Below are 23,331 nucleotides of genomic sequence, written 5' to 3'. Positions count from 1 at the left end.
CCCGGGACGGGGAGCCCCGGGGCGGGAGGCGGACGGTGGGCGGTACCGGGTCGGGGGACCCGGTACCGCCCACCGTCACGTCCCGGCCTATTCCCACTCGATCGTGCCCGGCGGCTTGCTCGTGACGTCGAGGACCACGCGGTTGACCTCGGCCACCTCGTTGGTGATCCGGGTGGAGATCCGCTCCAGCACGTCGTAGGGCAGGCGGGTCCAGTCGGCGGTCATCGCGTCCTCGCTCGACACCGGCCGCAGCACGATCGGGTGCCCGTAGGTGCGCCCGTCGCCCTGCACGCCGACGCTGCGCACATCGGCCAGCAGCACCACCGGGCACTGCCAGATCGAGTCGTCCAGCCCCGCGGCGGTGAGCTCCTCGCGGGCGATGGCGTCGGCGGCCCGCAGCGTCTCGAGGCGGTCGTGCGTGACCTCGCCGATGATCCGGATGCCCAGGCCCGGCCCGGGGAACGGCTGGCGCCCGACGATCGTCTCCGGCAGCCCGAGCTCCCGCCCGACCCGGCGCACCTCGTCCTTGAACAGCGCCCGCAGCGGCTCGACCAGCGCGAACTCGATGTCGTCGGGCAGCCCGCCGACGTTGTGGTGGCTCTTGATCGTGGCCGTGCCCGACCCGCCGCCGGACTCCACGACGTCGGGGTAGAGCGTGCCCTGCACCAGGAAGCCGACGTGCTCGTCGCGCGCCACCTCGGCGGTGGCGGCCTCGAAGACGCGGATGAACTCCCGCCCGATGATCTTGCGCTTGGTCTCCGGGTCGGTGACGCCGGCGAGCGCGTCGAGGAAGCGGTCGGCGACCGACACGGTGTGCAGGTCGACGCCGGTGGCGGCGACGAAGTCGCGCTCCACCTGCTCCCGCTCCCCCGCGCGCAGCAGGCCGTGGTCGACGAACACGCACGTGAGCCGGTCGCCGATGGCGCGCTGGACGAGCGCGGCCGCCACGGCGGAGTCGACGCCGCCCGACAGCCCGCAGATCGCGCGGCCCCCGCCGACCTGGGCGCGGACGGCGGCGACCGTGTCGTCGATGATCGAGGAGGTGGTCCAGCCGGGCGTGATGCCGGCGACGTCGTGCAGGAAGCGCCGCAGCACCTCCTGGCCGTGCGGCGAGTGCCCGACCTCCGGGTGGTACTGGACGCCCGCGAGCCGCCGGTCGGTGTCCTCGAACGCGGCGACCGTCGCCCGCTCGCTCGACGCCGTGACCGTGAAGCCCTCCGGCGCGCGCACGACGGAGTCGCCGTGGCTCATCCACACCGGGTGCCTGCCGGGCAGGCCGTCGTGCAGGGCGCCGGGGTGGTCGGTGACCGTGAGCTCGGTGCGCCCGTACTCCCGCGTCCCGTCCGGCGCGACCTCCCCGCCCAGCGCCTGTGCCATGGCCTGGAAGCCGTAGCACATGCCGAAGACCGGGACGCCCGCCGTGAACAGGTCGGGGTCGATCGACGGCGCGCCCTCGGCGTACACGCTCGACGGCCCGCCGGACAGGATCACCGCCGCCGGCTTGCGCGCGACGATCTCCTCGACCGACGTGTCCCCCGGCACGATCTCGGAGTACACCTGCGCCTCCCGCACGCGGCGGGCGATGAGCTGGGCGTACTGCGCCCCGTAGTCGACGACGAGGACGGTCGGTGGCTGCACGGGTTCCAGGTTAGACGGCGCGGATCCCGCGCTCAGAACCGACGATCCACCACCCACCGGGCGGTCCGCCGGATCACGGCGCGAGCAGCGCGCTGTTCAGCCGACGCATCGTGTCGATCTCCACCCTCTCGGCGATCGCGGCGACCTGTGCTCGGCCAGCGCGCCGGGCGCACTTTCGTACAACGCGACGGACCCGACGAGCGCGCGCTCCCGGAGGAGCAGTCCGCCGCGGTCGAGGTGGGCGAGGTCGATGTCGTCGGTGCCGGCCAGCTCGACGAGGTCGGTGATCGCGGAGATGAGGTCGACGTCCGCGTCGCGCTCGACCAGCACCCCGACGTCGAGGTCCCGGGCGTTCTCCTCGCCGCGGCCCGCGCTGCCGAAGACCGTGAGGACACGAACGTGGTGACGCAGGCAGAACGCGTCCAGGACACCGGACGCGGCGGCGTCCCGCAGGCGCTGCAGGGCCTCGGCCGGAGTGGTCACCCGCACGGGGTGCCCGAGATCAGCCTCCGACAGCCGGTTCCGACCTACCGGGGCACGATCCGCTCCGTCACCCGGCGGTGTGAGGACCGGTAACGGACGGGCCCGAGCGGGCGAAAGCGGAAGCATGCACCCGGAGCAGCGGCGCCCAGAGATCGACCCGGTCACGGAGCGGATCCCGCGCATCGCCGCCACCGCCGTCTACGCGGCCCCGCGCTACGACCAGCCCCGCTACGACCAGCCGCCGCCCGGGTGGGCCCCGCCGCAGCAGCGCGCCTACGCGCCCCCGCCCCCGGTGGTGAAGCCGAAGCGGACCGGGCGGAAGGTGCTGGCGTGGTCGGCGGGCGCGGTGGTCGCGCTGGTCGTCATCGCGGGCCTGTCGGCCCGCACGCCCGAGGCCGCGCCCGCTCCGACGGTGGCGGCGCAGGACGCGCCTGCCGCGGTGGTCGAGGCACCCGTAGCCGCCGCACCCGCCCCGGCGCTCGAGGCTCCTGCCGCAGCGGCGCCGGCACCGGCGCCCGAGCCGAGCATGACGGTCAGCCAGTCGAGCGCGGTGCGGAAGGCCGAGGACTACCTGAGCTACATGGGCTTCTCGCGCTCGGGCCTCGTCGACCAGCTCGAGTTCGAGGGCTTCTCCACCGCCGACGCCACGTTCGCCGTCGACTCCGTGACCGTCGACTGGATGGAGCAGGCCGCGAAGAAGGCGCAGAGCTACATGGACTACACGGGCTTCTCGCGCTCCGGCCTCATCGACCAGCTCGAGTTCGAGGGATTCACCTCGGAGCAGGCCCGGTACGGGGCCGACTCCGTCGGGCTCTGACGGACCGGGGCCCAGCCCGGACCCTCAGCCCCGGACCGTCAGCCCCACCCGCTGGAACTCCTTGAGGTCGCTGTACCCCGTCTTCGCCATCGCCCGCCGCAGCGCGCCGAACAGGTTGACGGTGCCGTAGGGCGAGGAGGACGGGCCGAACAGCACCTGCTCCAGGTCGCGCTCGCCGGTGCCGAAGCCGGTGACCTCGGAGCGGGGCAGCGAGGGGTGGGCCACCGAGGAGGTCCAGTAGAGGCCGCGGCCGGGCGAGTCGGTGGCCTCGGCCAGCTGCTCCCCCAGCATGACGGCGTCGGCGCCGCACGCGATCGCCTTCGCCACGTCGCCCGAGCCGGTCATGCCGCCGTCGGCGATGACGTGGACGTAGCGGCCGCCGGTCTCGTCGAGGTAGTCGCGGCGGGCTGCGGCGGCGTCGACGATGGCCGTCGCCATCGGCACCCCGATGCCCAGCACCTCGTCGGTGGTGGTCGCGCTCGACTCCCCGTACCCGACGATGACGCCCGCCGCGCCGGTGCGCATGAGGTGCATCGCGGTGCGGTAGTCACCGACCCCGCCCGCGACGACCGGCACGTCGAGCGAGGCGATGAACTCCTTCAGGTTGAGCGGCTCGCCGCCCGACACGTGCTCGGCGGAGACGATCGTGCCCTGCACGACGAGGATCTCGACGCCGGCGGCGAGCAGCGCGGGGGTGAGCTCGCGGGCGCGCTGCGGGCTGACGCGCGCGGCGACCGTCACCCCGGCCTCGCGGACGGTGCGCAGCGCCTCGGCCAGCAGCGCCGGCTGGATCGGGGCGGCGTGCAGCTCCTGCAGCGCCCGGACCGCGCCGGCGGGGTCGTCGCCCTCCGCGGCCTCGAGCACCTGCGCGAGCGCCCCGTCGGCGTCGGAGTGCCGGGCCCACAGCCCCTCGGCGTTGAGCACCGCGAGCCCGCCCAGCTTGCCGACGGTGACGGCGCTGGCCGGCGACACGACGGCGTCGGTCGGGTGGGTGATCAGCGGGATCTCGAAGCGGTACGCGTCGAGCTGCCAGGCGGTGGACACCTCCTGGGAGCTCCGCGTGCGCCGCGAGGGCACGATCTCGACCTGGCCCAGGTCGTAGCTCCGACGGGCCTCCCGGCCCATCCCGATCTCCACGAGGTCACGCACGTGGAGCAGGGTAGAGCGGGCCCTGCCCCATTCCCGCCCCGGGCCTCCTCCGTCGGCCCTCCGTCCCCCTAGCGCGCGGCGTAGTTGGGCGCCTCGACCGTCATGGTGATGTCGTGCGGGTGGCTCTCCTTGAGCCCGGCCGCGGTGATGCGCACGAGCTGGGCCTGCTGCAGCTGCGGGATGGTCTCGGCGCCCGCGTAGCCCATGCCCGAGCGGAGCCCGCCGGTGAGCTGGTGGACGACCTGCGACAGCGGCCCGCGGAACGGGATGCGCCCCTCGATGCCCTCGGGCACCAGCTTGTCCTCGCTGAGCACGTCGTCCTGGGCGTAGCGGTCCTTGGAGTAGGACTTGCTGCCCTCGCGCGCGCTCATCGCACCGAGCGAGCCCATGCCGCGGTAGGTCTTGTACTGCTTGCCGCCGACCAGGATCAGGTCGCCCGGCGACTCCGCGGTGCCCGCGAGCAGGCTGCCCAGCATGACCGTGGACGCGCCGGCCGCGATGGCCTTCGAGATGTCGCCGGAGTACTGGATGCCACCGTCGCCGATCACCGGGACGCCGGCGGCCGAGCAGGCCAGCGACGCCTCGTAGATCGCGGTGATCTGCGGCGCCCCCACCCCCGCGACGACGCGCGTGGTGCAGATGGAGCCCGGCCCCACCCCGACCTTGACGGCGTCGGCCCCGGCCTCGACGAGCGCCGCGGCGCCCGCGCGGGTGGCGACGTTGCCGCCGACCACGTCGACGTCGCCGACCTCGGCCCGCAGCTTCGCCACCATCTCCAGCACTCGCTTGGAGTGCCCGTGCGCGGTGTCGACCATGAGGACGTCGACGCCCGCCTCGACCAGGCCCATCGCGCGGGCGTAGGACTCCTCGCCGACGCCCACCGCGGCCGCGACGACGAGCCGGCCGTCGGGGTCCTTCGTGGCCAGCGGGTACTTCTCGGTCTTGTTGAAGTCCTTGATGGTGATGAGCCCGCGCAGGATCCCGTCGCCGTCGAGGATCGGCAGCTTCTCCAGCTTGTGCCGGCGCAGCAGGCCCAGCGCGGCCTCCGCCGACACCCCGACGCGGGCCGTGATCAGCGGGGCGTGCGTCATGACCTCGCGCACGGGGCGGCTGTGGTCCATCTCGAACCGCATGTCGCGGTTGGTGATGATGCCGACGAGCTTGCCGCCCGCATCGGTGACCGGGACGCCGGAGATCCGGAACTTGGCGCACAGCGCGTCGACGTCGGCCAGCGTGGCCTCGGGCGTGCAGGTGACCGGGTCGGTGACCATCCCCGCCTCGGACCGCTTCACGACCTCGACCTGCGCGGCCTGCTGCTCGGGCGAGAGGTTGCGGTGCAGCGTGCCCAGCCCGCCCGCGCGCGCCATGGCGATCGCCATGCGCGACTCGGTGACGGTGTCCATCGGCGACGACACCAGCGGCACCTTCAGGCGCACCCGCCGCGTCACCTGGGTGCCCGTGTCGACGCTGCTGGGCACCACGTCGGACTCGGCGGGGAGCAGCAGCACGTCGTCGAACGTCAGGCCCAGCATCGCGAACTTCGGTGGCAGACCGGCGGCCTCGCTCGTCATCGGATCCTCCGGGCTCGTCATCGCAGAGGGCCATCGTATCCACGCGGACGGTGCGTGGCGCGCGGGTCCGGGGAGTGCCTGCCCACAGATCCCGGTCGCCCGGTCCGAGTAGGATCGGGGACGTGCCACCTGACGCGCTGCCGCCGGACCCGTTCGCCGGGGATCCGCACGACCCCGCGCTGTCGCTCGACGGCCCCGAGCCCGAGGAGGCGGAGGAGCTGAGCGACGTCGAGCGCGACGAGATCGTGGCCGACCTCGCCGACCTGGCCGTGTACCAGGCCCTCCTGGAGGGCCGCGGCGTGCGCGGCATCGTCGTCGACTGCGGCGACTGCGGCGAGCAGCACTTCCACGAGTGGAGCCTGCTCCGCGCCAGCCTGCAGCAGCTGCTCGACGAGGGCCAGATGCGCCCGCACGAGCCGGCCTTCGACCCCGACCCCAGCAGCTACGTCACGTGGGAGTACTGCCGCGGCTACGCCGACGCGGTGCTGTCCGACTCCTGACGGCCGACCCCTGACGGGCTCCGCCCCTCCCGACGCCGACGGCCCCGGTCCCCCTCGCGGGGGCCGGGGCCGTTCGACGTGCGGGCGTCAGCTGGTGGTGGTCGTCGTGCTCGTCTCCGAGCCCGACGCCGTGGGCGTGCCCTCCGCCGTGGCCGACGGGCCGAGGCCCTGGCCGGTGGTGGTGGTCGCGTCCGGGCTGCCCTCGGCGGTCGGCGAGGAGGGCGGCGGGTCCTGCGTGCCCTCGTCGATGGGACCACCGGGGGTCGTACCGCCGCCGGTGCTCGGGCTGGACGTCGGCGGGACCGCCGTGCTGGTCGGCGCCGCGGGGCTCACCGCGGGGGCGGGCACGTCGCTGGTGGTGGTGGCCGGGGCCGGCGCCAGCGCGGGCGACGGGGTCTCCGTGACCGCGCCGGGCGGCACCGGACGGCGCGGGTCGCTCTCCAGGGGGCTGCCCGGCTCGACCGGCTGACCGGGCGGCGTCTCGGCCGCCTTCGCCTCGAGGAAGCTCTGCACCTCGGCCAGCTGGGCGAGGCCCTCCTCGGCGCGGACGGCGACGAGGTCCTCCTCGGCCGCGGCCAGCGCCTGCGCCGCGAGGGCGGGCTCGCCGCGCGACAGGGCCTCCTTGGCCTCGTCGATGCGGACCTCGACGCGCTCGGCCGCCTCGACGGACTCCGCGCGCTCGGCGTAGAGGACGCGGGAGACGCCCCAGAGGGTGTCGCCCGGCTTGGCCTCGGCCGCGCCGACGGACACGCCGCCGACGGTGAAGACGATCATCGCGGCGGCCGCGGCCACCGGGAAGAGGTGACGGGCGCGCCGGCCGGACGGGCGGGAGGACGACCGGACCGCGGCCATCGCCGTGTCGAGGTCGACGAGCTCGGGGAGCGGCTCGCGGTCGACCTCGGCGCGCCAGGTGGCGAGCAGCGCGGCGACCTGGTCGTCGGCGTCGTAACCCCCGACGCCGGGGGCCGAGACGGACATGCCTGCGGCGAGCGCGCTGATCAGCTCGTCGTCGGCCTGGACCGCGACGAGGTCGATCGGCTCGTCGGAGACCTGGCTGAAGGGGATCGGTTGCGTGCGCATCCCGTCGGGATGGGAGCCGTTGCTGCCGTTGGTGTGCGGCCGGCGCGGACCGCGCCCACCGAAACCGCGTTCGTCCTGCATCTAGACCACCTCCTCGGGCATCGACTTGCGGAGCCGGGCCAGGGCCCGGTGTTGAGCGACCCGGACCGCTCCGGGGGTGGAGCCGACGGCCTCGGCCGTCTCCTCCGCCGACAGGCCCACCACGACCCGCAGCACCAGGATCTCGCGCTGCTTCTCCGGGAGCTGCTCGAGCAGCCGCGACATCTCCCCGGACAGCTCGACGCGGAGCGCGCGCTGCTCGGGACCGTCGGCGGTCTCGACCGAGTCGGGGAGCTCCGCAACGGGTTCGGACTTGTTGCGGGTGGACGCCCGGTGAGCGTCGATCACCTTGTGTGACGCGATCCCGTAGACGAACGCCAAGAAGGGGCGCCCCTGGACCCGGTACCCCGGTAAGGCCGTCAGCACGGCCAGACACACCTCCTGTGCGACGTCGTCCGCCGAGGCGAACGAACGCTCCCGTCCGAGGCGAGCGCGGCAGTACCGCACGACCAGGGGCCGGATGATGGCGAGCACGTGCCCGACGGCAACCCTGTCTCCCGCCATGGCGCGGGTGACCAGTTCGTCGGGAACGTCTGTCGTCTCACTCATCGCACAGAGTCGTCCGGGTGTTACGCAGCATGTTCGATCTCATCCGTTCGTGGGGCGACCACGGAGAGTGTTCGACCGTGTCCTCAGTGCGGTTCACCGTAGCGAAGCACCGGGAGCCGCCGGAGCGGGTACCTCGTCAGGAGGACGCGCGGGGGCGGGGCCGGGTTGCCCGGGGTGGACACGGGGCCGGACACGCCGACGGGTGCGTGGCGCCGGATCGGCGGACACGCACCCGTGAGGAGCGGTGGAGCGGTGCGGGGCACCGCGCGCCGGCTCGGGGGCCGGCGGGCGGGCTCCTAGGAGACCAGGCCGCGACGGAAGCCGTGGGCGACCGCCTGGGCGCGGTCACGCACGCCCAGCTTGCGGAACAGCCGGCGGGCGTGGGTCTTGACCGTGTCCTCGGACAGGTACAGCTCCCGCCCGATCTGGCCGTTGCTCTTGCCCTGGCTCATCCCGCGGAGCACCTGGAGCTCGCGCTCGGTGAGCTGGACGCCCGGGTCCGTGGGCGCCCGCGGGGTGGGCACGGCCGTGCTCGCGAGCGTGTGCGCGAGTGCGGCCACGAGCTCGGGACGCGAGGCGTCCCAGCGCAGGTAACCGCGGGCCCCGCCCGCGATGGCCGCGGCGATGCTGCCCGCGTCGTCGGGGGCCCCGAACACGATCACGTTGGCCTGGGGGTGAGCGGCGACCAGTCGTCGCGTCGCCTCCACCCCGGTGGGCACCGCACGCTGGGTGCCTACCAGGACAACGTCGACCGGCTGCCGGGAGAACCGGGCCAGCAACTCGTCCCCGTGCGCAACGCAATCGATCCGATGCACCCCCGGCACCGCGGACATCACGCGGGTCAGGCCTTCGCGGACGCTGCGACGATCGTCGCAGATGAGTACCGTCGTCACGACGATTCCTTCCTGCAGCTTCCTGCAGCCGGGTGATGTGTCACCCCACGCATCGGCGGGTGACCGCTCCACCTTGACACGATCAGGGCCCATTTGTGCCCTCCATTCGGGAGGGTTGCGCCGAGTGGCACTCGTCATGTGGGTGACGAAGTTCCGAATGGAGTAATTACAGTACTGGGGCCCGTGGCACAGGTTGCACCGACTCCCCCATCAGGCCCCTCCCCACGGGATCGCTGAGCTGGTAGAGGACGCTCGCCGAGAGTTGCGCGGCGTGTCGTCGGCGCGCCGGACCGCTCGACCGGCCGTTCACCGCTTCGTCGGACCGGTCGGCCGCCCCGTCGTTTGCGTTCAGTGACGATCCGGTGACGCTCGGCGATCCGATGCGGTCGGCGAGGTCGGCCGCAGCCAGCCGGGCGGGCCCCACGAGGGGGAGCAGTCCCGCGACGGACGCCGCCTCGGCCACGGCGTCCAGCTCAGTGAGCACTGCTCCGTCCGGGTGAGCCACGGCGCGGACGACGGCCAGCACGAGTCGCGACTTGACGACGTGCCGCAGCCCGCCGTCGGCCCGGGCCCGCTCCAGAGCCCGTTCCGCCGGCTCCAGCCCGCGGGCCGCCTGCCCCGCGAACAGCGCCGCCTCGGCCCGCACCCAGCCGATGCGCACCGCGGTCCGCCACGAGGGGTGCCCCCGCTCCTGCGCCGCGTCGAGCAGCCGCCCGGCCGCCGGGTCGCCGAGCCCGAGGGCGTCGGCGGCCAGTCCCACGAGCGCGTCGACGACGGCCGCGCCGGCGTCGGTGCCGTCCGGGCACGGCGGCCCGGGCGGGGCGGCGGCCGCCAGCCGCAGCCCGCGGGCGTCGAGGGGACGGGCGAGCGCGTGCCCGCCCTGCTGGCGGCGGTGCGCGGCCAGGGTCACCGCGGCGTGCGCCGCCACCGCCCGCGGGGTGCGTGGGTCGGCCAGCAGCTCCCGCAGGAGCGTGACCGCGGCGGCGAAGCGGCCCTGCCCCCCGAGGACGACGGCCGCGCGCCAGCGCTCCCCGGGTGGGGCGGCGGGAGCGAGCCGCACGACGGCACCCGGGTCCGGGCCGAAGGCCGCGGTGTCGAGGGGGCCGGGTGCGGCGGGGCGGGTCAGACCAGCACCGCCGCGGCCAGCGCCGCGGCCGCGTCGGCCAGTGAGCCGAACGACCCGACGCGCGGCGGCAGCTCCACGTCGGCCCAGCCGGGGCCGGCGGCGTAGGTCCGGAACCGCGGACGGGTGCGGGGCAGCGCCCGCAGCAGCGCGGGGTCGGCGGACGCCGGGATCTGCGACCACAGGACCACCGCGGCGGGCGCGGTGCGGCGGATCGCGGCGACGAGCGCGTCGGCCGGGAGGTTCGATCCCAGCGAGCGGCACTCGACGAGCCGGTCGGCCAGCGACGCGGCGAGCGCCGCCAGCGGCAGCGTGTGCTGCTCCTCCGGCATGCCGGCGAGCAGCACGGGACGGGGGTTGCGCGCGGGCGGGGCCTGCGCGACGTGCCGCGCGAAGACCGTGGTGACGCACTCGCTCACGAGGTGCTCGATCTCCACGCCCGCGCCGGTGTCGGCCCACCGCTGGCCCACCGCGATCAGCACGGGCCGGGCGACGGCGTCCCAGGTGTGGTCGACGCCGTGCGCCTGCGTCGACTCCTCCAGCAGCCTGCGGATCGCCCCGGCGTCCAGCGCGAGGGCGGCCCGGCCCAGCCCGCGGGCCTCGCGCCCCGCCCCGGGCAGCCGCAGCGCGCGGCCGCCGACGCGGACCCGGGTGGCGGCGCGGCCGTCGCCGGCGTCGTCGGGGAGCAGGAGCGGGCCGCCGTCGGCCGTGCCCTCGTCCCCGGACGTGCCCCCTTCCCCGGACGCGTCCGGCCCGGGGTGCGCGGGCGGGAGCCGGCGCGGCCCGTCGGCGTCGGGCCGGGGCAGCCGGGCGTCGCGGGCGTAGGCCGCGGCGTCGGCGGGCGCGGCGCCGCGCAGCAGCGCGTGCTGCATCAGCTCGAGGCGGGCGACGTCGTCGACGGTGTAGCGGCGGTGCCGGCCCGGCTCGTGGTGGCCCGGGCCGATGCCGTAGCGGCGGTCCCACGTGCGCAGCGTGGCCGGGGCGATCCCCAACCGCCGGGCGACGGCGGCGACGGTGAGCCCGGGGACGCCGTCGCCGGACCCGGCCGCGGGCGGGTCGGTGGCGGGCGTGTCGCGCCCGGGGGCGTCCGGCACCGGATCGTCCGAGATCGACCCATCCGCGGAGGTGCCGGCGGACGAAGACTCGGTGGACGGATCGACGGGGCTCGGACCGGCCGCCGCAGCGGCGGCGGCCGCCGACGGCTCGGGGTGCATCCACTCATGGTGCGGGGCAGGTGTGGGAAGAGCAACTGCACCACTTCGCACGAACACCTTGAACAACGTTTGGCGCGGTTCTAGGGTGGGCATACCGACCTCGAGAACAGGTCGTAGCGGAGGGGACATCGTCGTGGCGGACATCAGAAGGCTCCCGGTCCCGGTCACGGACATCTGGGACTGGCAGATGCACGGATCGTGCCGGGGCATGGACAGCGGCTTCTTCTTCCACCCGGAGGGCGAGCGGGGCCCGGCCCGCGCCAACCGCGAAGCCCGCGCCAAGCAGGTCTGCGAGGCGTGCCCGGTGCTGGAGCAGTGCCGCCGGCACGCGCTGACGGTGCAGGAGCCCTACGGCGTGTGGGGCGGGCTGTCGGAGTCGGAGCGCGACGAGATCATCCGCGGACGCGGGCGCACGCTGAAGATGGCCGGCTCCGCGCCGGTCGTGCACGAGGCGCGCTAGACCCTCCGGATCCACGCCGGAGACGCAGAACGGGCCACCTCCCGGAGGAGGTGGCCCGTCGGTGTGCGCGGGTCGGACTAGTGGCCGTGCCCGTGGCCGTGACCGCCACCGGCGGGGGCCGGCGGGGCGTCGGCGGGCTTGTCGACGACGGCGCTCTCCGTGGAGAGGACCATGCGCGCGATCGACGCGGCGTTGACCACGGCGGAGCGCGTGACCTTCACCGGGTCGATGACGCCGTCGGCGAGCAGGTCGCCGAAGGTGAGCGTGGCGGCGTTGAAGCCGTGGCCCCACTCCTGCTCGGCGACCTTGTTGACGACGACCGAGCCCTCGAAGCCACCGTTGGCGGCGATCCAGAACAGCGGCGCCGACAGCGCCTTGCGGACGATCGAGACGCCGGTGGCCTCGTCGCCGGTCAGGCCGAGGCCCGCTTCCAGCGTCTTGGCCGCCTGCACCAGCGCGGAACCGCCGCCGGGCACGATGCCCTCCTCGACCGCGGCCCGGGTGGCCGACACCGCGTCCTCGATGCGGTGCTTGCGCTCCTTGAGCGCGGTCTCGGTGGCCGCCCCGACCTTGATGACCGCGACGCCGCCGGCCAGCTTGGCCAGCCGCTCCTGCAGCTTCTCGCGGTCCCAGTCGGACGTGGCGTCCTCGATCTCGCGCTTGAGCTGCGCGACGCGGTCGTCGACGGCGCTCTTCGCACCGCCACCCTCGACGAGGGTCGTGGCGTCCTTGGTGACGACGACGCGGCGGACCGTGCCCAGCAGGTCCAGCCCGGCCTCGGACAGCTTGAGGCCGACCTCGGCGTTGATGACCGTGCCGCCGGTGGCGATGGCCAGGTCCTCCATGAACCACTTGCGGCGGTCACCGAAGAACGGCGACTTGACCGCGGCGACCTTGACGGTCTTGCGGATGGAGTTGACCACGAGGGTCGAGAGGGCCTCGCCCTCCAGGTCCTCGGCGATGATGAGGAGGGGCTTGCCGTCGGCGAGCACCTTCTCCAGCAGCGGCAGCAGGTCGGCGATGGCGCTGATCTTGTCGCGGTGCAGCAGGACGTAGGCGTTCTCCAGCACCGCCTCCATCGACTCGGCGTCCGTCACGAAGTACGGCGACAGGTAGCCCTTGTCGAACTGCAGGCCCTCGGTGATCTCCAGCTCGGTGGCGAGCGTGGAGCCCTCCTCGATGGTGATCACGCCGTCCTTGCCGACGGCCTTGAGCGCCTCGCTGATCAGGTTGCCGATCTCCGCCTCGCGGGAGGCGATCGTGCCGACCTGGGCGATGTGCTCCTTGTCGTCGACCGGGACCGCCTTCTCCTTGAGGAAGTCGGCGACCGCCTCGGCGGCGGCGGAGATGCCACGGCCCAGCGCCATCGGGTTGGCACCCGCGGCGACGTTGCGCAGGCCCGCGGCCACCATGGCCTGGGCGAGCACGGTGGCGGTGGTGGTGCCGTCGCCCGCGACGTCGTTCGTCTTGGTGGCGACGGTCTTGGCGAGCTGGGCCCCGAGGTTCTCGAACGGGTCCTCGAGGTCGATCTCGCGGGCGATGGTGACGCCGTCGTTGGTGACGGTCGGCCCACCGAACTTCTTGTCGATCACGACGTGACGGCCGCGCGGGCCGAGGGTGACCTTGACCGCGTCGGCGAGCTGGTTCACCCCGCGCTCGAGTGCGCGGCGGGTCTGCTCGTCGAAGCTGATCTGCTTCGGCATGTCCTGCCTCTCTGGGTTACTTCGTGCGAACTGCGACCGCCCCGGGGCCCGCTCGGTCGAGGGACCACCGGGGCGGCGGCACTACAGAACTGCCGGGTGCGTCAGTTGACGACCGCGAGCACGTCGCGCGCGGAGAGGATGAGGTACTCCTCGCCGTTGTACTTGACCTCGGTGCCGCCGTACTTGGAGTAGATGACGACGTCGCCCACGGCCACGTCCAGCGGGACGCGGTTGCCGTTGTCGTCGATGCGACCGGGGCCGACCGCGAGGACCTTGCCCTCCTGGGGCTTCTCCTTGGCGGTGTCCGGGATGACGATGCCGGACGCGGTCGTGGTCTCCGCCTCGCTGGCCTGGACGACGATCTTGTCCTCGAGCGGCTTGATGTTCGCCACGACGATGACCTCACCTTCAGGGTGTGCGTGTATCGGCTGTCGGATGACGTGGGACCGGCCGGGCTCCCCGCCGCCGCGGGTGCCGGGGTGCCGGGGTCGGGCGCCACGTGCGATTGGCACTCTACCCACGAGAGTGCCAATCCCTCAACGGCGCCCCACCCCTCGGTGTGATCAGCGCCCTATCCACCGGCGGCCGCCGGGGAGCAGGGTGCGGTGCGGCGACGGTGCCGGCGGTGCGGGGGAGACGCGATGACCACGGTGGACGCCGTGCTGGTCCTGCTGGCGGGCACGGCGGCGGGGGCGATCAACGCCGCGGTCGGGTCGGGTTCGCTGATCACCTTCCCGACGCTGCTGGCGCTCGGGTTCCCGCCGGTGCTCGCGAACGTCTCCAACAACATCGGCCTCGTGCCCGGTGGTGCGGCGAGCGTCTGGGGCTACCGCCGCGAGCTCGCCGACCAGCGCCGGCGGCTGCTGGTGCTCGGCACGATGTCGGTGCTCGGCGGCACGGCGGGCGCGGTGCTGCTGCTCGTGCTGCCGGCCTCGGCGTTCCGGGCGGTGGTGCCGGCGCTGATCGGGGTGGCGATCGTGCTGGTCGCGGCGCAGCCGTGGATCCAGCGCAGGCTGGCCCGGCGGCGGGAGGGCCGGGCGGCGCGGGCCGACGTCGGGCCGGGGTCGCTGCTGGCCACCGCGGTCGTCGGGGTCTACGGCGGCTACTTCGGCGGCGCCCAGGGCATCCTGCTCGTCGGCGTGCTCGGCACGATGATCGACGAGACCCTGCAGCGCCTCAACGCCCTGAAGAACGGCCTCGTGACCTGCGTCAACGCGGTGGCGGCCGTGACGTTCCTGGTCATGGCGCCCGAGCAGGTCGACTGGCGGGTCGTCGGGCTGATCGCCGTCGGGTCCTCGGTGGGCGGGCTGGTCGGGTCGCGCGTCGGGCGTCGGCTCCCCCAGCCCGTGCTGCGCGCCGTCATCGTCGTGGTGGGGCTCGTCGCGATCGTGAACCTGCTGCTGCCGTGAGCCGGGCGTAGCGTCGGGGCATGGCGAAGATCGGCTCCCTCGACGTCTCCCGGCTGTGCCTCGGCGCCAACGTGTTCGGCTGGACGGCCGACCGCGACGCGTCCTTCGCCGTCCTCGACGGCTTCGTGGCCGCGGGCGGCACCGTGATCGACACGGCCGACGCCTACATGTGGCGCATACCCGGCAACTCCGGCGGGGAGTCCGAGACGATCATCGGCGAGTGGATGGCCGCCCGCGGCAACCGCGACGACGTCGTGATCGCCACCAAGGTCGGCTCGCTGCCCACCCGGCCCGGCCTCTCGGCCGCGAACGTCCGCGCCGCGTGCGAGGACTCGTTGCGCCGGCTGCGCACCGACCGGATCGACCTGTACTGGGCCCACGCGGACGACCCGGGGACCCCGCAGGAGGAGACGCTGGAGGCGTTCGACGCCCTCGTCCGCGCCGGCTCCGTGCGCGAGATCGGCGCCTCCAACTTCTCCGCCGACCGCCTGCGCAGCGCGCTCGACCTCTCCGCCCGCGCCGGCACCGCCGCCTACGTCGCCGCCCAGCCGCACTACAACCTCGTCGAGCGCGCGGAGTTCGAGTCCGGGCTCGCGCCGCTGCTGGCCGAGCGGGGCGTGGCCTGCCTGCCGTACTACGCGCTCGCCAAGGGCTTCCTCACCGGCAAGTACCGGGCGGGCGGCGCCGACGTCGAGAGCGTCCGCGCCGAGGGCGCCCGCGCCTACCTCGACGAGCGGGGCACGGCGGTGCTGGCCGCGCTGGACGAGGTGGCCGCCGCGCACGACGTGCCGGTGGCGGCCGTGGCGCTGGCCTGGCTCGCCGCGCGGCCGACGGTGGCCGCGCCGATCGCCAGCGCCCGCACCCCCGGGCAGCTCGCGGACCTGCTCCCGGCGCTCACCCTCGAGCTCTCCGACGACGAGCTGGGCCGGTTGACGGCGGCGAGCGCCTAACCGATCGCCCCGGCTCCGACCAGCACCTCGGTCACCGGCATCGCGGAGTCGGCGGGCAGGTCGAGCGGGCTGGCCGGGGCTCCCGCCACGGCCAGGTGGGCGCCCAGCGCGGCCACCATCGCCCCGTTGTCGGTGCACAGGCCCGGGCGCGGGACGCGCAGCGCGATGCCGGCGGCGTCGCAGCGCTCCTGGGCCAGCGCCCGCAGCCGGGAGTTGGCCGCGACCCCGCCGCCGAGCAGCAGCGTCTCCGCCCCGCGCTCGCGGGCCGCGCGCACGGCCTTCGCCGTCAGCACGTCGACGACGGCCTCCTGGAAGCTCGCCGCCACGTCGGCCACGGGCACCGGCGTGCCGGCCCGCTCCAGCGCCTCGACGTGCCGCGCGACGGCGGTCTTGAGGCCGGAGAACGAGAAGTCGAACGGGGCGTCGCGGGGGCCGGTGAGCCCGCGCGGGAACGCGACGGCCCGCGGGTCGCCGTCGGCGGCCACCCGGTCGACGTGCGGGCCGCCGGGGAACGGCAGCCCGAGCAGCCGGGCGATCTTGTCGAACGCCTCGCCCGCGGCGTCGTCGATGGTGGCGCCGAGCGGGGTGACCGGCCCGGCGACGTCGGGCACGTCGAGCAGGCTGGAGTGCCCGCCGGAGACGAGCAGGGCCAGGCACGGGGGCAGCGGGCCGTGCTGCAGGGTGTCGACGGCGACGTGCGCGGCCAGGTGGTTGACGCCGTAGAGCGGCACGTCCCACGCCGTCGCGTAGGCCTTGGCGGCGGCCACCCCGACGAGCAGCGCTCCGGTGAGCCCGGGCCCCGCGGTGACGGCCACCGCGTCGACGTCGCGCGCGGTGACCCCGGCCGTCGCGAGCGCGCGGCGCACCGCGGGCACCATCGCCTGCAGGTGCGCGCGCGAGGCGACCTCGGGGACCACCCCGCCGAACCGGGCGTGCTCGTCGACCGAGGACGCCACCTCGTTGGCCAGCAGCACCGGCGCCGCGCCGTCGTGGCGGACGATCCCGACGCCGGTCTCGTCGCACGAGGTCTCGATGCCCAGGACGATCACCGCGGGTCCCTCCGCATCGTGTGCGCGTCGGCCCCGCTGGGCCGGTAGTAGTTCTTCCGGACGCCGACCACGACGAACCCCTCCGACTCGTAGAGCCCGCGCGCCGTGTCGTTGTCGGTGCGGACCTCCAGGAACACCGTGGCCCGCTCGGCGTCGGCCACCGCCAGCAGCTCGCGCAGCAGCGCGCGGCCGACGCCCCGGCCCTGGTGCGCCGGGTCGACGCCGATCGTGTGCACCTCGGCCTCGGCCTGCGGCGGGCCCGCGACGAACGCGAGCCCGGCGTACCCGACGAGCAGGTCGCCCTCGCGGGCCGCGCGGTAGAGGTGGCCCATCCGGACCTCCTCGCGGAACGCGTTCTCGCTCCACGGGTCGTCGCCGGGGAACAGCAGCGCCTCCAGCTCGGCGCAGCGCGGCGCGTCGGACTCGCGGAGGTCGTCGATCCGCACGGTGGGCGCGGTCATCCGGTGCTCACCTTCTTGCGCGCCCCGGGCGGGGCCGCGTCGGGCCGGCGCAGGTAGAGCGGTTCGAGCGGCCCGGGGTCGACGCCGGCGCGCAGGGCGGGCGCGGCCACCGCCACCAGGCCTGCGGGCGACGGGGACGCCGGGCCGCGGACCGGGAACCCGAGCCCCTCGGCCGAGCCGCCGGCAGCCGCCGCGACCGCGAGCCCGCGCTCGGCGAGCGACGCCGGGGCCTCGACGTGCGGCCCGTCGGTGCGGGCGCCGGAGGCGTCGTAGACCGCCCAGTAGACCTCGCGGCGGCGGGCGTCGGTGGCGACGAGCAGCCGCCCCGTCTCCCCCTGCGCCGTGACGTCGGCCGCGATCGCGTCGAGCGAGCACACGCCGTGCACCGGGACGCCGAGCGCGTCGCCCAGCGCGGCGGCGGTGACCATCCCGACCCGCAGGCCGGTGAACGGCCCCGGACCGGTGCCGACGACGACCGCACCGACCTCGCGCAGCGCGATCCCCGCGTCGGCGCAGGCGGTGAGCACCGCGGGCATCAGCAGCTCCGTGTGCTTGCGGGCGTCGTGCACGACGTGCGCCGAGCGCGGCACGACCGCGTCCGCCGTCAGTTCGACGACGCCCGCCGTCACGGCGGGCGTCGCGGTGTCCAGGGCCAGCACGAGCACCCGCCCAGGCTACGAGCGTCGGCCCGGGCCGTGTCGGGCGGCCGCCGACCTGTGGACAACTCCCGGCGATGTGGACAACTGCGGGACGCCGGGCCGGTCCTGTCGGGGGCCCGCCGGATCGTCGCCGCCATGACGCGACCCACCCGACAGCCCGTCCCTCCGCCCGTCGCCCTCGCCGACGCCGTCGCCCCCGACCGCGAGCGGCACCGCACCCTCATCGACGCCGCGCTCGACTGGCTGGCCGCGCACGACCGGGAGGCCGATCCCGACCTGCTCGCCCTGGTGTGCGCGGTCGCCGACCACCGGCGCGGCTCCCCGACGCGCTGGTCACGGACCGGCGTCGCCGGCGCGCTGCGCGCCGACCTGTCCACCTGGTGCTCCCGGCGGCGCTGCCTCGTCCCCGACGGCGTGCCGGAAGCGATGTGGAGCTGGTTCGACGCCCTGCACGCCACCGGCCGGCTCGACCCGTCGTCCGACCCGCTGGCCGAGCTGCGCAAGCCGCTGTGCTGCGCGGGCGGGCTCGACCAGGACGGCCGTCCGCTGCCTGCGGGCGCGCCGCGGCAGGTGGAGTGCGAGTGCTTCCTGCCCTACCGGGAGACCGCGGAGCTGCTCGGCGCGCTCGTCCGGCTCGCGGAGCGGTACGGCGGCGATCCGCTCGACCCGCTGCGGCGCCTCGTCGAGGATCCCGACGACCTCCCGGAGCCCCTGACCGACCTCGACGCGCTGCCCGACCTCGACGCGCTGCCCGGCCTCGACGCCCTGCCCGGGCGCGAGGGCGAGCGGTGGGAGGGGCCGCCGTGGACGGTGTCGGGGCCGTGAGCGGCCTCAGGCGTCGACGTACCGGACCGTGGCCACGCGCACGTCGTCGGGCCGGCGGTGCAGGCGCACGAGCAGGTGCCGGGCCGAGAGCCGCTCGGCCACGCCCTCGCCCCACTCCACGGCCACCACGGCGTCGGCCAGGTCGGTGTCGAGGTCGAGGTCGTCCAGTTCCGCCGCCACGTCGGTCGCCAGGCCGAGCCGGTAGGCGTCCACGTGCACCAGCGGCACCCCCCGGGCCCCGGCTCGGTGCTCGCGGGCGATCACGAACGTCGGCGACGTCACCGGCCCGGACACCCCGAGGCCACGCGCCAGCCCCCGCACGAACGCCGTCTTGCCCGCGCCCAGCGGGCCCGACAGCACCACGAGGTCGCCCGCCGCGAGACCTGCCGCGAGCCGCTCGCCCAGCGCCTCGGTGTCGGCCACGTCCGGCAGCTCCAGATCGGTGTCCAGCGGCACCTGCGGTGCGCTCATGCGCGCCGCCGGAACCGCTTGGGCCGGCCCGGGGCGGCGCCGGAGCCGACGTCGATGCGGGCCGCGCTGCGCCGCAGGAACGCGATGAGCGCCTCGTCCATCTTGGCGTGCTGCTCCAGCATCGGCAGGTGGCCCACCCCCGGGAACGGCACGAAGGTGGCGTCCGGGAGCTCGGCGGCGATCCGCTCGGAGTGCGAGTACGGGATCACGCGGTCGGCCTCGCCCGCCGCCACCAGGACCTCGCACCCGGCCAGCGCGGGCAGGGCGGCCACCCGGTCGTGGCTGCCCACGGTGTCGACGAAGTCGGTGAGCGCGTCCACGGCGTTCGAGCTGATCATCGTGTCCACGAGGTCGACCAGCCACGGGGCCACGCTGCGGTCGCCGTAGGCGAAGCTGCGGGTGATCGCCCAGATCAGGTCGCCCGCCACGCCGCGCACGACGTCGACGAGCGTGGGCTGCAGCCGCGCCAGCAGGCCGACGCCGCGGATGAGCGGGTTGCGCCGGGAGAGCAGCGCGCCCGGGAGCCCGGCGCTGCCGACCTCGCCCGCCGAGGTCGACACCAGCGCCACCCCGAGCACGCGCTCGGCGAACAGCTCCGGGTGGTCCTCGGCCAGCGCCATGATCGTCATGCCGCCCATGGAGTGGCCGACGAGCACGAGCGGGCCCTCGGGGGCGAGCGCGCGGATCACGGCGTCGAGGTCGCGGCCGAGCTGCTCGATCGTGCAGCTCTCCCGCGACGCCCGCTCGGAGCGGCCGTGGCTGCGCTGGTCGTAGAGCACCAGGCGCACGGGCGGGTCCACCAGCTCGGCGAGGCTGCGGCGCTCGAAGTGCCAGGTGCGGCGGTCGAGGGCGAAGCCGTGCACGAGCACGACGGTGAGGGCGGCGGCGTCGTCGGGGTCGGCCGGGTCGCCGGTGAGGTCGATCTCCTCGCACGACAGGCGCACGCCGTCGTCGGCGGTCACGGAGGACGGCTCGCCGGGCGGCAGCACGCCGGGCTCCGACGACCCCTCCGACATCTGCGTGGCCAGGCGCCGCCGCGCGGTGGCGATCTGCTTGCGCTTGCGGGCGGCCGCGCCCACCGCGACGCCGGTGGCGGCCGCGCCGACCACCCCGCCCGCGACGCCGACGGTCTGCCAGATACCGGGCTTCTTCACGGGCGACCCACCACGGTGCGGGTCACGCGGTTGCCGTGCACGCCGGTGGCGATCTCGTAGTGGATCGTGTCGAGCTCGTCGGCCCAGTCCTGCGCGGTGGGCCCGCCGCCGTCGCCGGGACCGAACAGCACGGCCGTGTCACCGGTGCGGACGTCGGAGCCGGGGCCGCAGTCGACCACCACCTGGTCCATGCAGACGCGCCCGACCACCGGCCGCAGCCGGCCGCCGAGCAGCACCTGCATGCGGCCGTTGCGGTTGAGCCGGCGCGGCACGCCGTCGGCGTACCCGGCGGGCAGCAGCGCCAGCGTCGTCTCCTGCGGGGTCGTGTACTCGTGGCCGTAGGACACGCCCTCGCCCGCCGGCACCTGCTTCACCAGCGCCACGCGGGCCCGCAGCGTCATCACCGGGCGCAGGGGGCTCTCGTCGACGGGACGGTCGAGCGGGTCGAGGCCGTACACCGCGATGCCCGGACGCACGATGTCGAAGTGCAGGTCGGGCCGGGTGAGGGTGGCCGCGGAGTTGGCGAGGTGGCGCAGCGGCGACAGGCCCCGGTCGCGGGCGGCCTGCCACGCCGCGGTGAGGCGGGCGGCCTGCCGGTCGAGCGTGGGGTGGTGCGGGGCGTCGGCGTGGGCGAGGTGCGACCAGACGGCGACGACCTCGCAGCCCCCGTCGGCGGCGGCCTTCGCGGCGTCGTCCACCAGGTCGGCCCACGCCGCGGCGGGCGCGCCGTTGCGGGACAGCCCCGTGTCGATCTTGAGGTGCAGCCGGGCCGGCCGCCCGGCCGCGCGCGCCCCGGCGAGCACGGCCACGAGGTGCTCGCGCGAGGACACCGAGAGGTCGACGTCGGCGGCCACAGCGGCGGCGAAGTCGTCGTCGGGCAGGTGCAGCCAGGACAGCAGCGGCGCGGTGATCCCGGCCGCGCGCAGCTCCAGCGCCTCCTCGATCGTGCAGACCCCCAGCCAGGTCGCGCCGGCCTCCAGCGCGGCGCGCGCCACCGGCACGGCGCCGTGCCCGTACCCGTCGGCCTTGACCACGGCCATCACCTGGGCCCCGGGGGCCGCGGCCGCGAGGACCCCGACGTTGTGGCGCACGGCGTCGAGGTCGATCACCGCCTCGACCCGGGCCGTCCCCGTCGTAGTCACCCCGGCATCATCGCATCACCGGTGGGGGCCGCGTGGCCCCCGGACGGCGTGCGCCACCTCACCGCGGGGCCGTCACCGGGCGTCGCGGGCCGGCTCCGCCGCGCCCAGCGACCGCACCGCGGCGGGGATCGCGGCCTGCACCAGCGACGCGGGGGTCGGGGCGCCGTCGGCGGCGATCTCCGCGGCGCGCGCGTGCACCAAGGCCGCGCACCCGGCCGCCCACCAGGGCTCCAGCCCCGCCGCGAGCAGGGCGCCGATCATCCCGGAGAGCACGTCGCCCGAGCCCGCCGTGGCCGCCCAGGACGACGTCGCGGGGTGCACGAGCACCCGCCCGTCCGGATCCGCGACGACGGTGGCGTTCCCCTTGAGCAGCACCGTCACCCCGAGGTCGGCGGCCGCGCGGCGGGCCGCGCCGATCCGGTCGCTGCCGACCTCACCGGCCAGCCGGGCGAACTCGCGGTCGTGCGGGGTGACCACGACCGGGCGGCCGCGCACGGCGTCGCGCAGGTCGGCGTGGTGGGCGAGCAGGGTGATCGCGTCGGCGTCGAGGCAGAGCGGCACGTCGTCGGCCAGTGCGGCGAGCACCGTGGCGCGGCCGGCGTCGTCGGTGCCGGAGCCGGGTCCGACGGTCCAGGCCTGCACCCGCCCGGCCCCGTCGACGTCCGCGGTGGCGACGACCTCGGGCCAGCGCGCGTGCACGGCCTCCGCCCCGGTGCCCGCGTAGCGCACCATCCCGCTGGTCGCGAGCACGGCGGCGCCGGTGGCCAGCACCGCCGCTCCCGGGTAGACGGCCGAGCCGGCCGCGACCCCGACCACGCCCTGCGTGTACTTGTCGTCGGCCGGGCCGGGCACCGGCCAGCGGGCGGCGACGTCGGCGGCCTCGAGCACCCGGGCGTGCGGCTCGGGCAGGTGCGGGGCCAGGCCGAAGTCGACGAGGTGCACCGGCCCGCAGGAGTGCGCGGCCAGCACGTGCACCGGTTTGCGGGCCCCGAACGTCACGGTCGCGTCGGCCCGGACCGCGGGCTCGTGGACCTCGCCGGTGTCGGTGTCGACGCCGCTGGGCAGGTCGACGGCCACGACCGGCACGCCGGCCCGCGCGGCCGCGGCCACCAGCCCGGCCGCCGGCTCGCGCACCGGTCCGCGCCCGGAGATGCCGACGATGCCGTCCACCACGAGGTCGGCGCGCCGCACGAGGTCCGCCGCCCCCTCGGCGCCGGTCACGCGGCCGCCGGCGCGCCGCAGCGCCGCCAGTCCGGGGGCGTGCGCGCGCTCGGGCACGAGCAGCACCGCCGTCACCGCGACCCCCCGGCGACGCAGCTCGTAGCCGGCCCACAGCGCGTCGCCGCCGTTGTGCCCGGCCCCGACGAGCAGCACCACCCGCCGCCCGGCCACGGCGGCGCCCAGCGCCGCCCGCACGTGCACCGCCAGCCCGTACGCGGCCCGCCGCATGAGCATCTCCCCGGGGACGTGCCGCATCATCGCGGCCTCGGCGTCGCGGATCTGGCCGGCCGTCCACACACCCCACATGCGGGCGAGGGTAGGCCGGGGTGGATCAGCCGGCCCGCTCGATGTCGCACGAGACGGAGCCGTCCTCGACCTCCGTCACGGTCACCCGGACGTCGACGACCTCCCCGTCGGCGGTGGCCGTGCAGGTCAGCGTCGTGCCCACCGAGGCGTCGAGTCGGCCGGGCAGTCGGCGGACCCGGCGCGGAACTGCCGCACGACCTGCGACTCGACCTCGTCGGCCGGGGCCACACCCGGGCACCCCGCGGGGCCGATCCCGAGCACGAGCACCGCTCGCGCCGCGCGCCCCGTGCCACCGCACGCGCCCCTGCCCACGCCTCCCGTTCCCCGCCGGACCGGTCCGTCCGGGCCCGTCACGAACGGGTGACACCCGTCCCGGACCGGCGACGGCGGGCGCACGGTACTACG

24 protein-coding genes are annotated in these 23,331 nt (G+C 75.6%); 6 read left to right on the top strand and 18 right to left on the bottom strand.

Going from position 1 to position 23,331, the window contains the following annotated elements; translation table 11 throughout:
• Positions 1–87: 87 nt before the first annotated feature.
• Together guaA and HOP40_RS12520 are read right to left on the bottom strand one after the other, a co-directional pair.
• Complete coding sequence (gene guaA, locus HOP40_RS12525; protein ID WP_172157907.1) at positions 88–1,638, bottom strand: glutamine-hydrolyzing GMP synthase; 1,551 nt, start codon at positions 1,636–1,638, stop codon at positions 88–90.
• Between the two features lie 96 nt (positions 1,639–1,734).
• The gene (locus tag HOP40_RS12520; protein ID WP_172157904.1) at positions 1,735–2,121 is read right to left on the bottom strand and encodes a nucleotidyltransferase domain-containing protein; all 387 of its coding nucleotides are present in this window, start codon (positions 2,119–2,121) and stop codon (positions 1,735–1,737) included.
• Between the two features lie 124 nt (positions 2,122–2,245).
• Here HOP40_RS12520 and HOP40_RS12515 point away from each other — a divergent pair, with 124 nt between their 5' ends.
• Positions 2,246–2,938: an Ltp family lipoprotein gene (locus tag HOP40_RS12515; protein WP_172157902.1), complete on the top strand. Its 693-nt coding sequence runs from the start codon at positions 2,246–2,248 to the stop codon at positions 2,936–2,938.
• A 24-nt stretch (positions 2,939–2,962) separates the two neighbouring features.
• Here HOP40_RS12515 and HOP40_RS12510 read toward each other — a convergent pair whose 3' ends face one another.
• Both HOP40_RS12510 and guaB read right to left on the bottom strand, forming a co-directional pair.
• Entirely contained in the window at positions 2,963–4,087 is a 1,125-nt protein-coding gene (locus tag HOP40_RS12510) for a GuaB3 family IMP dehydrogenase-related protein (RefSeq protein WP_172157899.1), read from the bottom strand.
• Between the two features lie 68 nt (positions 4,088–4,155).
• Positions 4,156–5,658, bottom strand: a complete 1,503-nt coding sequence (gene guaB / locus HOP40_RS12505) for an IMP dehydrogenase (RefSeq protein ID WP_172157897.1) — start codon at positions 5,656–5,658, stop codon at positions 4,156–4,158.
• 113 nt (positions 5,659–5,771) lie between these two features.
• Here guaB and HOP40_RS12500 point away from each other — a divergent pair, with 113 nt between their 5' ends.
• Positions 5,772–6,158 (top strand): DUF5319 domain-containing protein, encoded by a 387-nt coding sequence (locus HOP40_RS12500; RefSeq protein ID WP_172168263.1) that lies wholly within the window; start codon positions 5,772–5,774, stop codon positions 6,156–6,158.
• Between the two features lie 87 nt (positions 6,159–6,245).
• On the opposite strand, the gene HOP40_RS12495 is transcribed toward HOP40_RS12500, so the two are convergent.
• From HOP40_RS12495 to HOP40_RS12475, 5 genes are all read right to left on the bottom strand, one after another.
• Entirely contained in the window at positions 6,246–7,319 is a 1,074-nt protein-coding gene (locus HOP40_RS12495) for an anti-sigma-D factor RsdA (protein WP_172157895.1), read from the bottom strand.
• A complete protein-coding gene (locus HOP40_RS12490; protein ID WP_172157892.1) occupies positions 7,320–7,886 on the bottom strand; it encodes a sigma-70 family RNA polymerase sigma factor in 567 nt (188 codons plus the stop codon).
• A gap of 296 nt (positions 7,887–8,182) precedes the next feature.
• Complete coding sequence (locus HOP40_RS12485; RefSeq protein WP_075942692.1) at positions 8,183–8,779, bottom strand: response regulator transcription factor; 597 nt, start codon at positions 8,777–8,779, stop codon at positions 8,183–8,185.
• A 166-nt stretch (positions 8,780–8,945) separates the two neighbouring features.
• Positions 8,946–9,839, bottom strand: a complete 894-nt coding sequence (locus tag HOP40_RS12480; protein ID WP_172157890.1) for a hypothetical protein — start codon at positions 9,837–9,839, stop codon at positions 8,946–8,948.
• Between the two features lie 62 nt (positions 9,840–9,901).
• The gene (locus tag HOP40_RS12475; RefSeq protein ID WP_240157639.1) at positions 9,902–10,996 is read right to left on the bottom strand and encodes a MerR family transcriptional regulator; all 1,095 of its coding nucleotides are present in this window, start codon (positions 10,994–10,996) and stop codon (positions 9,902–9,904) included.
• A gap of 253 nt (positions 10,997–11,249) precedes the next feature.
• On the opposite strand from HOP40_RS12475, the gene HOP40_RS12470 reads away from it, so the two are divergent.
• Complete coding sequence (locus HOP40_RS12470; RefSeq protein ID WP_275691351.1) at positions 11,250–11,576, top strand: WhiB family transcriptional regulator; 327 nt, start codon at positions 11,250–11,252, stop codon at positions 11,574–11,576.
• A 77-nt stretch (positions 11,577–11,653) separates the two neighbouring features.
• On the opposite strand, the gene groL is transcribed toward HOP40_RS12470, so the two are convergent.
• Both groL and groES read right to left on the bottom strand, forming a co-directional pair.
• Complete coding sequence (gene groL / locus HOP40_RS12465; RefSeq protein WP_172157886.1) at positions 11,654–13,279, bottom strand: chaperonin GroEL; 1,626 nt, start codon at positions 13,277–13,279, stop codon at positions 11,654–11,656.
• Between the two features lie 101 nt (positions 13,280–13,380).
• Positions 13,381–13,671, bottom strand: a complete 291-nt coding sequence (groES, locus tag HOP40_RS12460) for a co-chaperone GroES (protein ID WP_013677399.1) — start codon at positions 13,669–13,671, stop codon at positions 13,381–13,383.
• Between the two features lie 249 nt (positions 13,672–13,920).
• Between groES and HOP40_RS12455 the strand changes: the two genes are divergently transcribed.
• Complete coding sequence (locus tag HOP40_RS12455; protein WP_172157884.1) at positions 13,921–14,688, top strand: sulfite exporter TauE/SafE family protein; 768 nt, start codon at positions 13,921–13,923, stop codon at positions 14,686–14,688.
• Between the two features lie 20 nt (positions 14,689–14,708).
• Positions 14,709–15,638 (top strand): aldo/keto reductase, encoded by a 930-nt coding sequence (locus tag HOP40_RS12450; protein ID WP_172157882.1) that lies wholly within the window; start codon positions 14,709–14,711, stop codon positions 15,636–15,638.
• Here HOP40_RS12450 and tsaD read toward each other — a convergent pair.
• The 3 genes from tsaD to tsaB are packed head-to-tail and all read right to left on the bottom strand — an operon-like array spanning position 15,635 to position 17,813.
• Complete coding sequence (gene tsaD / locus HOP40_RS12445; RefSeq protein WP_172157880.1) at positions 15,635–16,687, bottom strand: tRNA (adenosine(37)-N6)-threonylcarbamoyltransferase complex transferase subunit TsaD; 1,053 nt, start codon at positions 16,685–16,687, stop codon at positions 15,635–15,637. The two genes, HOP40_RS12450 and tsaD, sit on opposite strands and share 4 nt — an antisense overlap.
• A complete protein-coding gene (rimI, locus tag HOP40_RS12440; protein ID WP_172157877.1) occupies positions 16,684–17,148 on the bottom strand; it encodes a ribosomal protein S18-alanine N-acetyltransferase in 465 nt (154 codons plus the stop codon). Before rimI ends, tsaD begins: the two co-directional genes overlap by 4 nt.
• Complete coding sequence (tsaB, locus tag HOP40_RS12435; RefSeq protein ID WP_172157875.1) at positions 17,145–17,813, bottom strand: tRNA (adenosine(37)-N6)-threonylcarbamoyltransferase complex dimerization subunit type 1 TsaB; 669 nt, start codon at positions 17,811–17,813, stop codon at positions 17,145–17,147. The genes rimI and tsaB overlap by 4 nt, the downstream gene beginning before the upstream one ends.
• 129 nt (positions 17,814–17,942) lie before the next feature.
• On the opposite strand from tsaB, the gene HOP40_RS12430 reads away from it, so the two are divergent.
• Positions 17,943–18,632, top strand: a complete 690-nt coding sequence (locus tag HOP40_RS12430) for a hypothetical protein (protein WP_172157872.1) — start codon at positions 17,943–17,945, stop codon at positions 18,630–18,632.
• 6 nt (positions 18,633–18,638) lie between these two features.
• Here HOP40_RS12430 and tsaE read toward each other — a convergent pair whose 3' ends face one another.
• From tsaE to HOP40_RS12410, 4 genes are all read right to left on the bottom strand, one after another.
• Entirely contained in the window at positions 18,639–19,103 is a 465-nt protein-coding gene (gene tsaE, locus HOP40_RS12425) for a tRNA (adenosine(37)-N6)-threonylcarbamoyltransferase complex ATPase subunit type 1 TsaE (RefSeq protein ID WP_172157870.1), read from the bottom strand.
• Positions 19,100–20,257 (bottom strand): alpha/beta fold hydrolase, encoded by a 1,158-nt coding sequence (locus HOP40_RS12420; RefSeq protein ID WP_172157858.1) that lies wholly within the window; start codon positions 20,255–20,257, stop codon positions 19,100–19,102. Before HOP40_RS12420 ends, tsaE begins: the two co-directional genes overlap by 4 nt.
• Positions 20,254–21,399 (bottom strand): alanine racemase, encoded by a 1,146-nt coding sequence (gene alr, locus HOP40_RS12415; RefSeq protein ID WP_172157856.1) that lies wholly within the window; start codon positions 21,397–21,399, stop codon positions 20,254–20,256. The genes HOP40_RS12420 and alr overlap by 4 nt, the downstream gene beginning before the upstream one ends.
• Before the next feature lie 72 nt (positions 21,400–21,471).
• Positions 21,472–22,926 carry an NAD(P)H-hydrate dehydratase gene (locus HOP40_RS12410; protein ID WP_172157854.1) on the bottom strand — a complete coding sequence of 485 codons (1,455 nt, stop codon included), beginning with the start codon at positions 22,924–22,926 and terminating at the stop codon, positions 21,472–21,474.
• Positions 22,927–23,331: the final 405 nt, after the last annotated feature.

The sequence above is a fragment of the Pseudonocardia broussonetiae genome, assembly GCF_013155125.1.
GTDB classification, from domain to species: Bacteria; Actinomycetota; Actinomycetes; order Mycobacteriales; family Pseudonocardiaceae; genus Pseudonocardia; species Pseudonocardia broussonetiae.
This window is presented reverse-complemented; position numbering and strand designations above follow the sequence as displayed.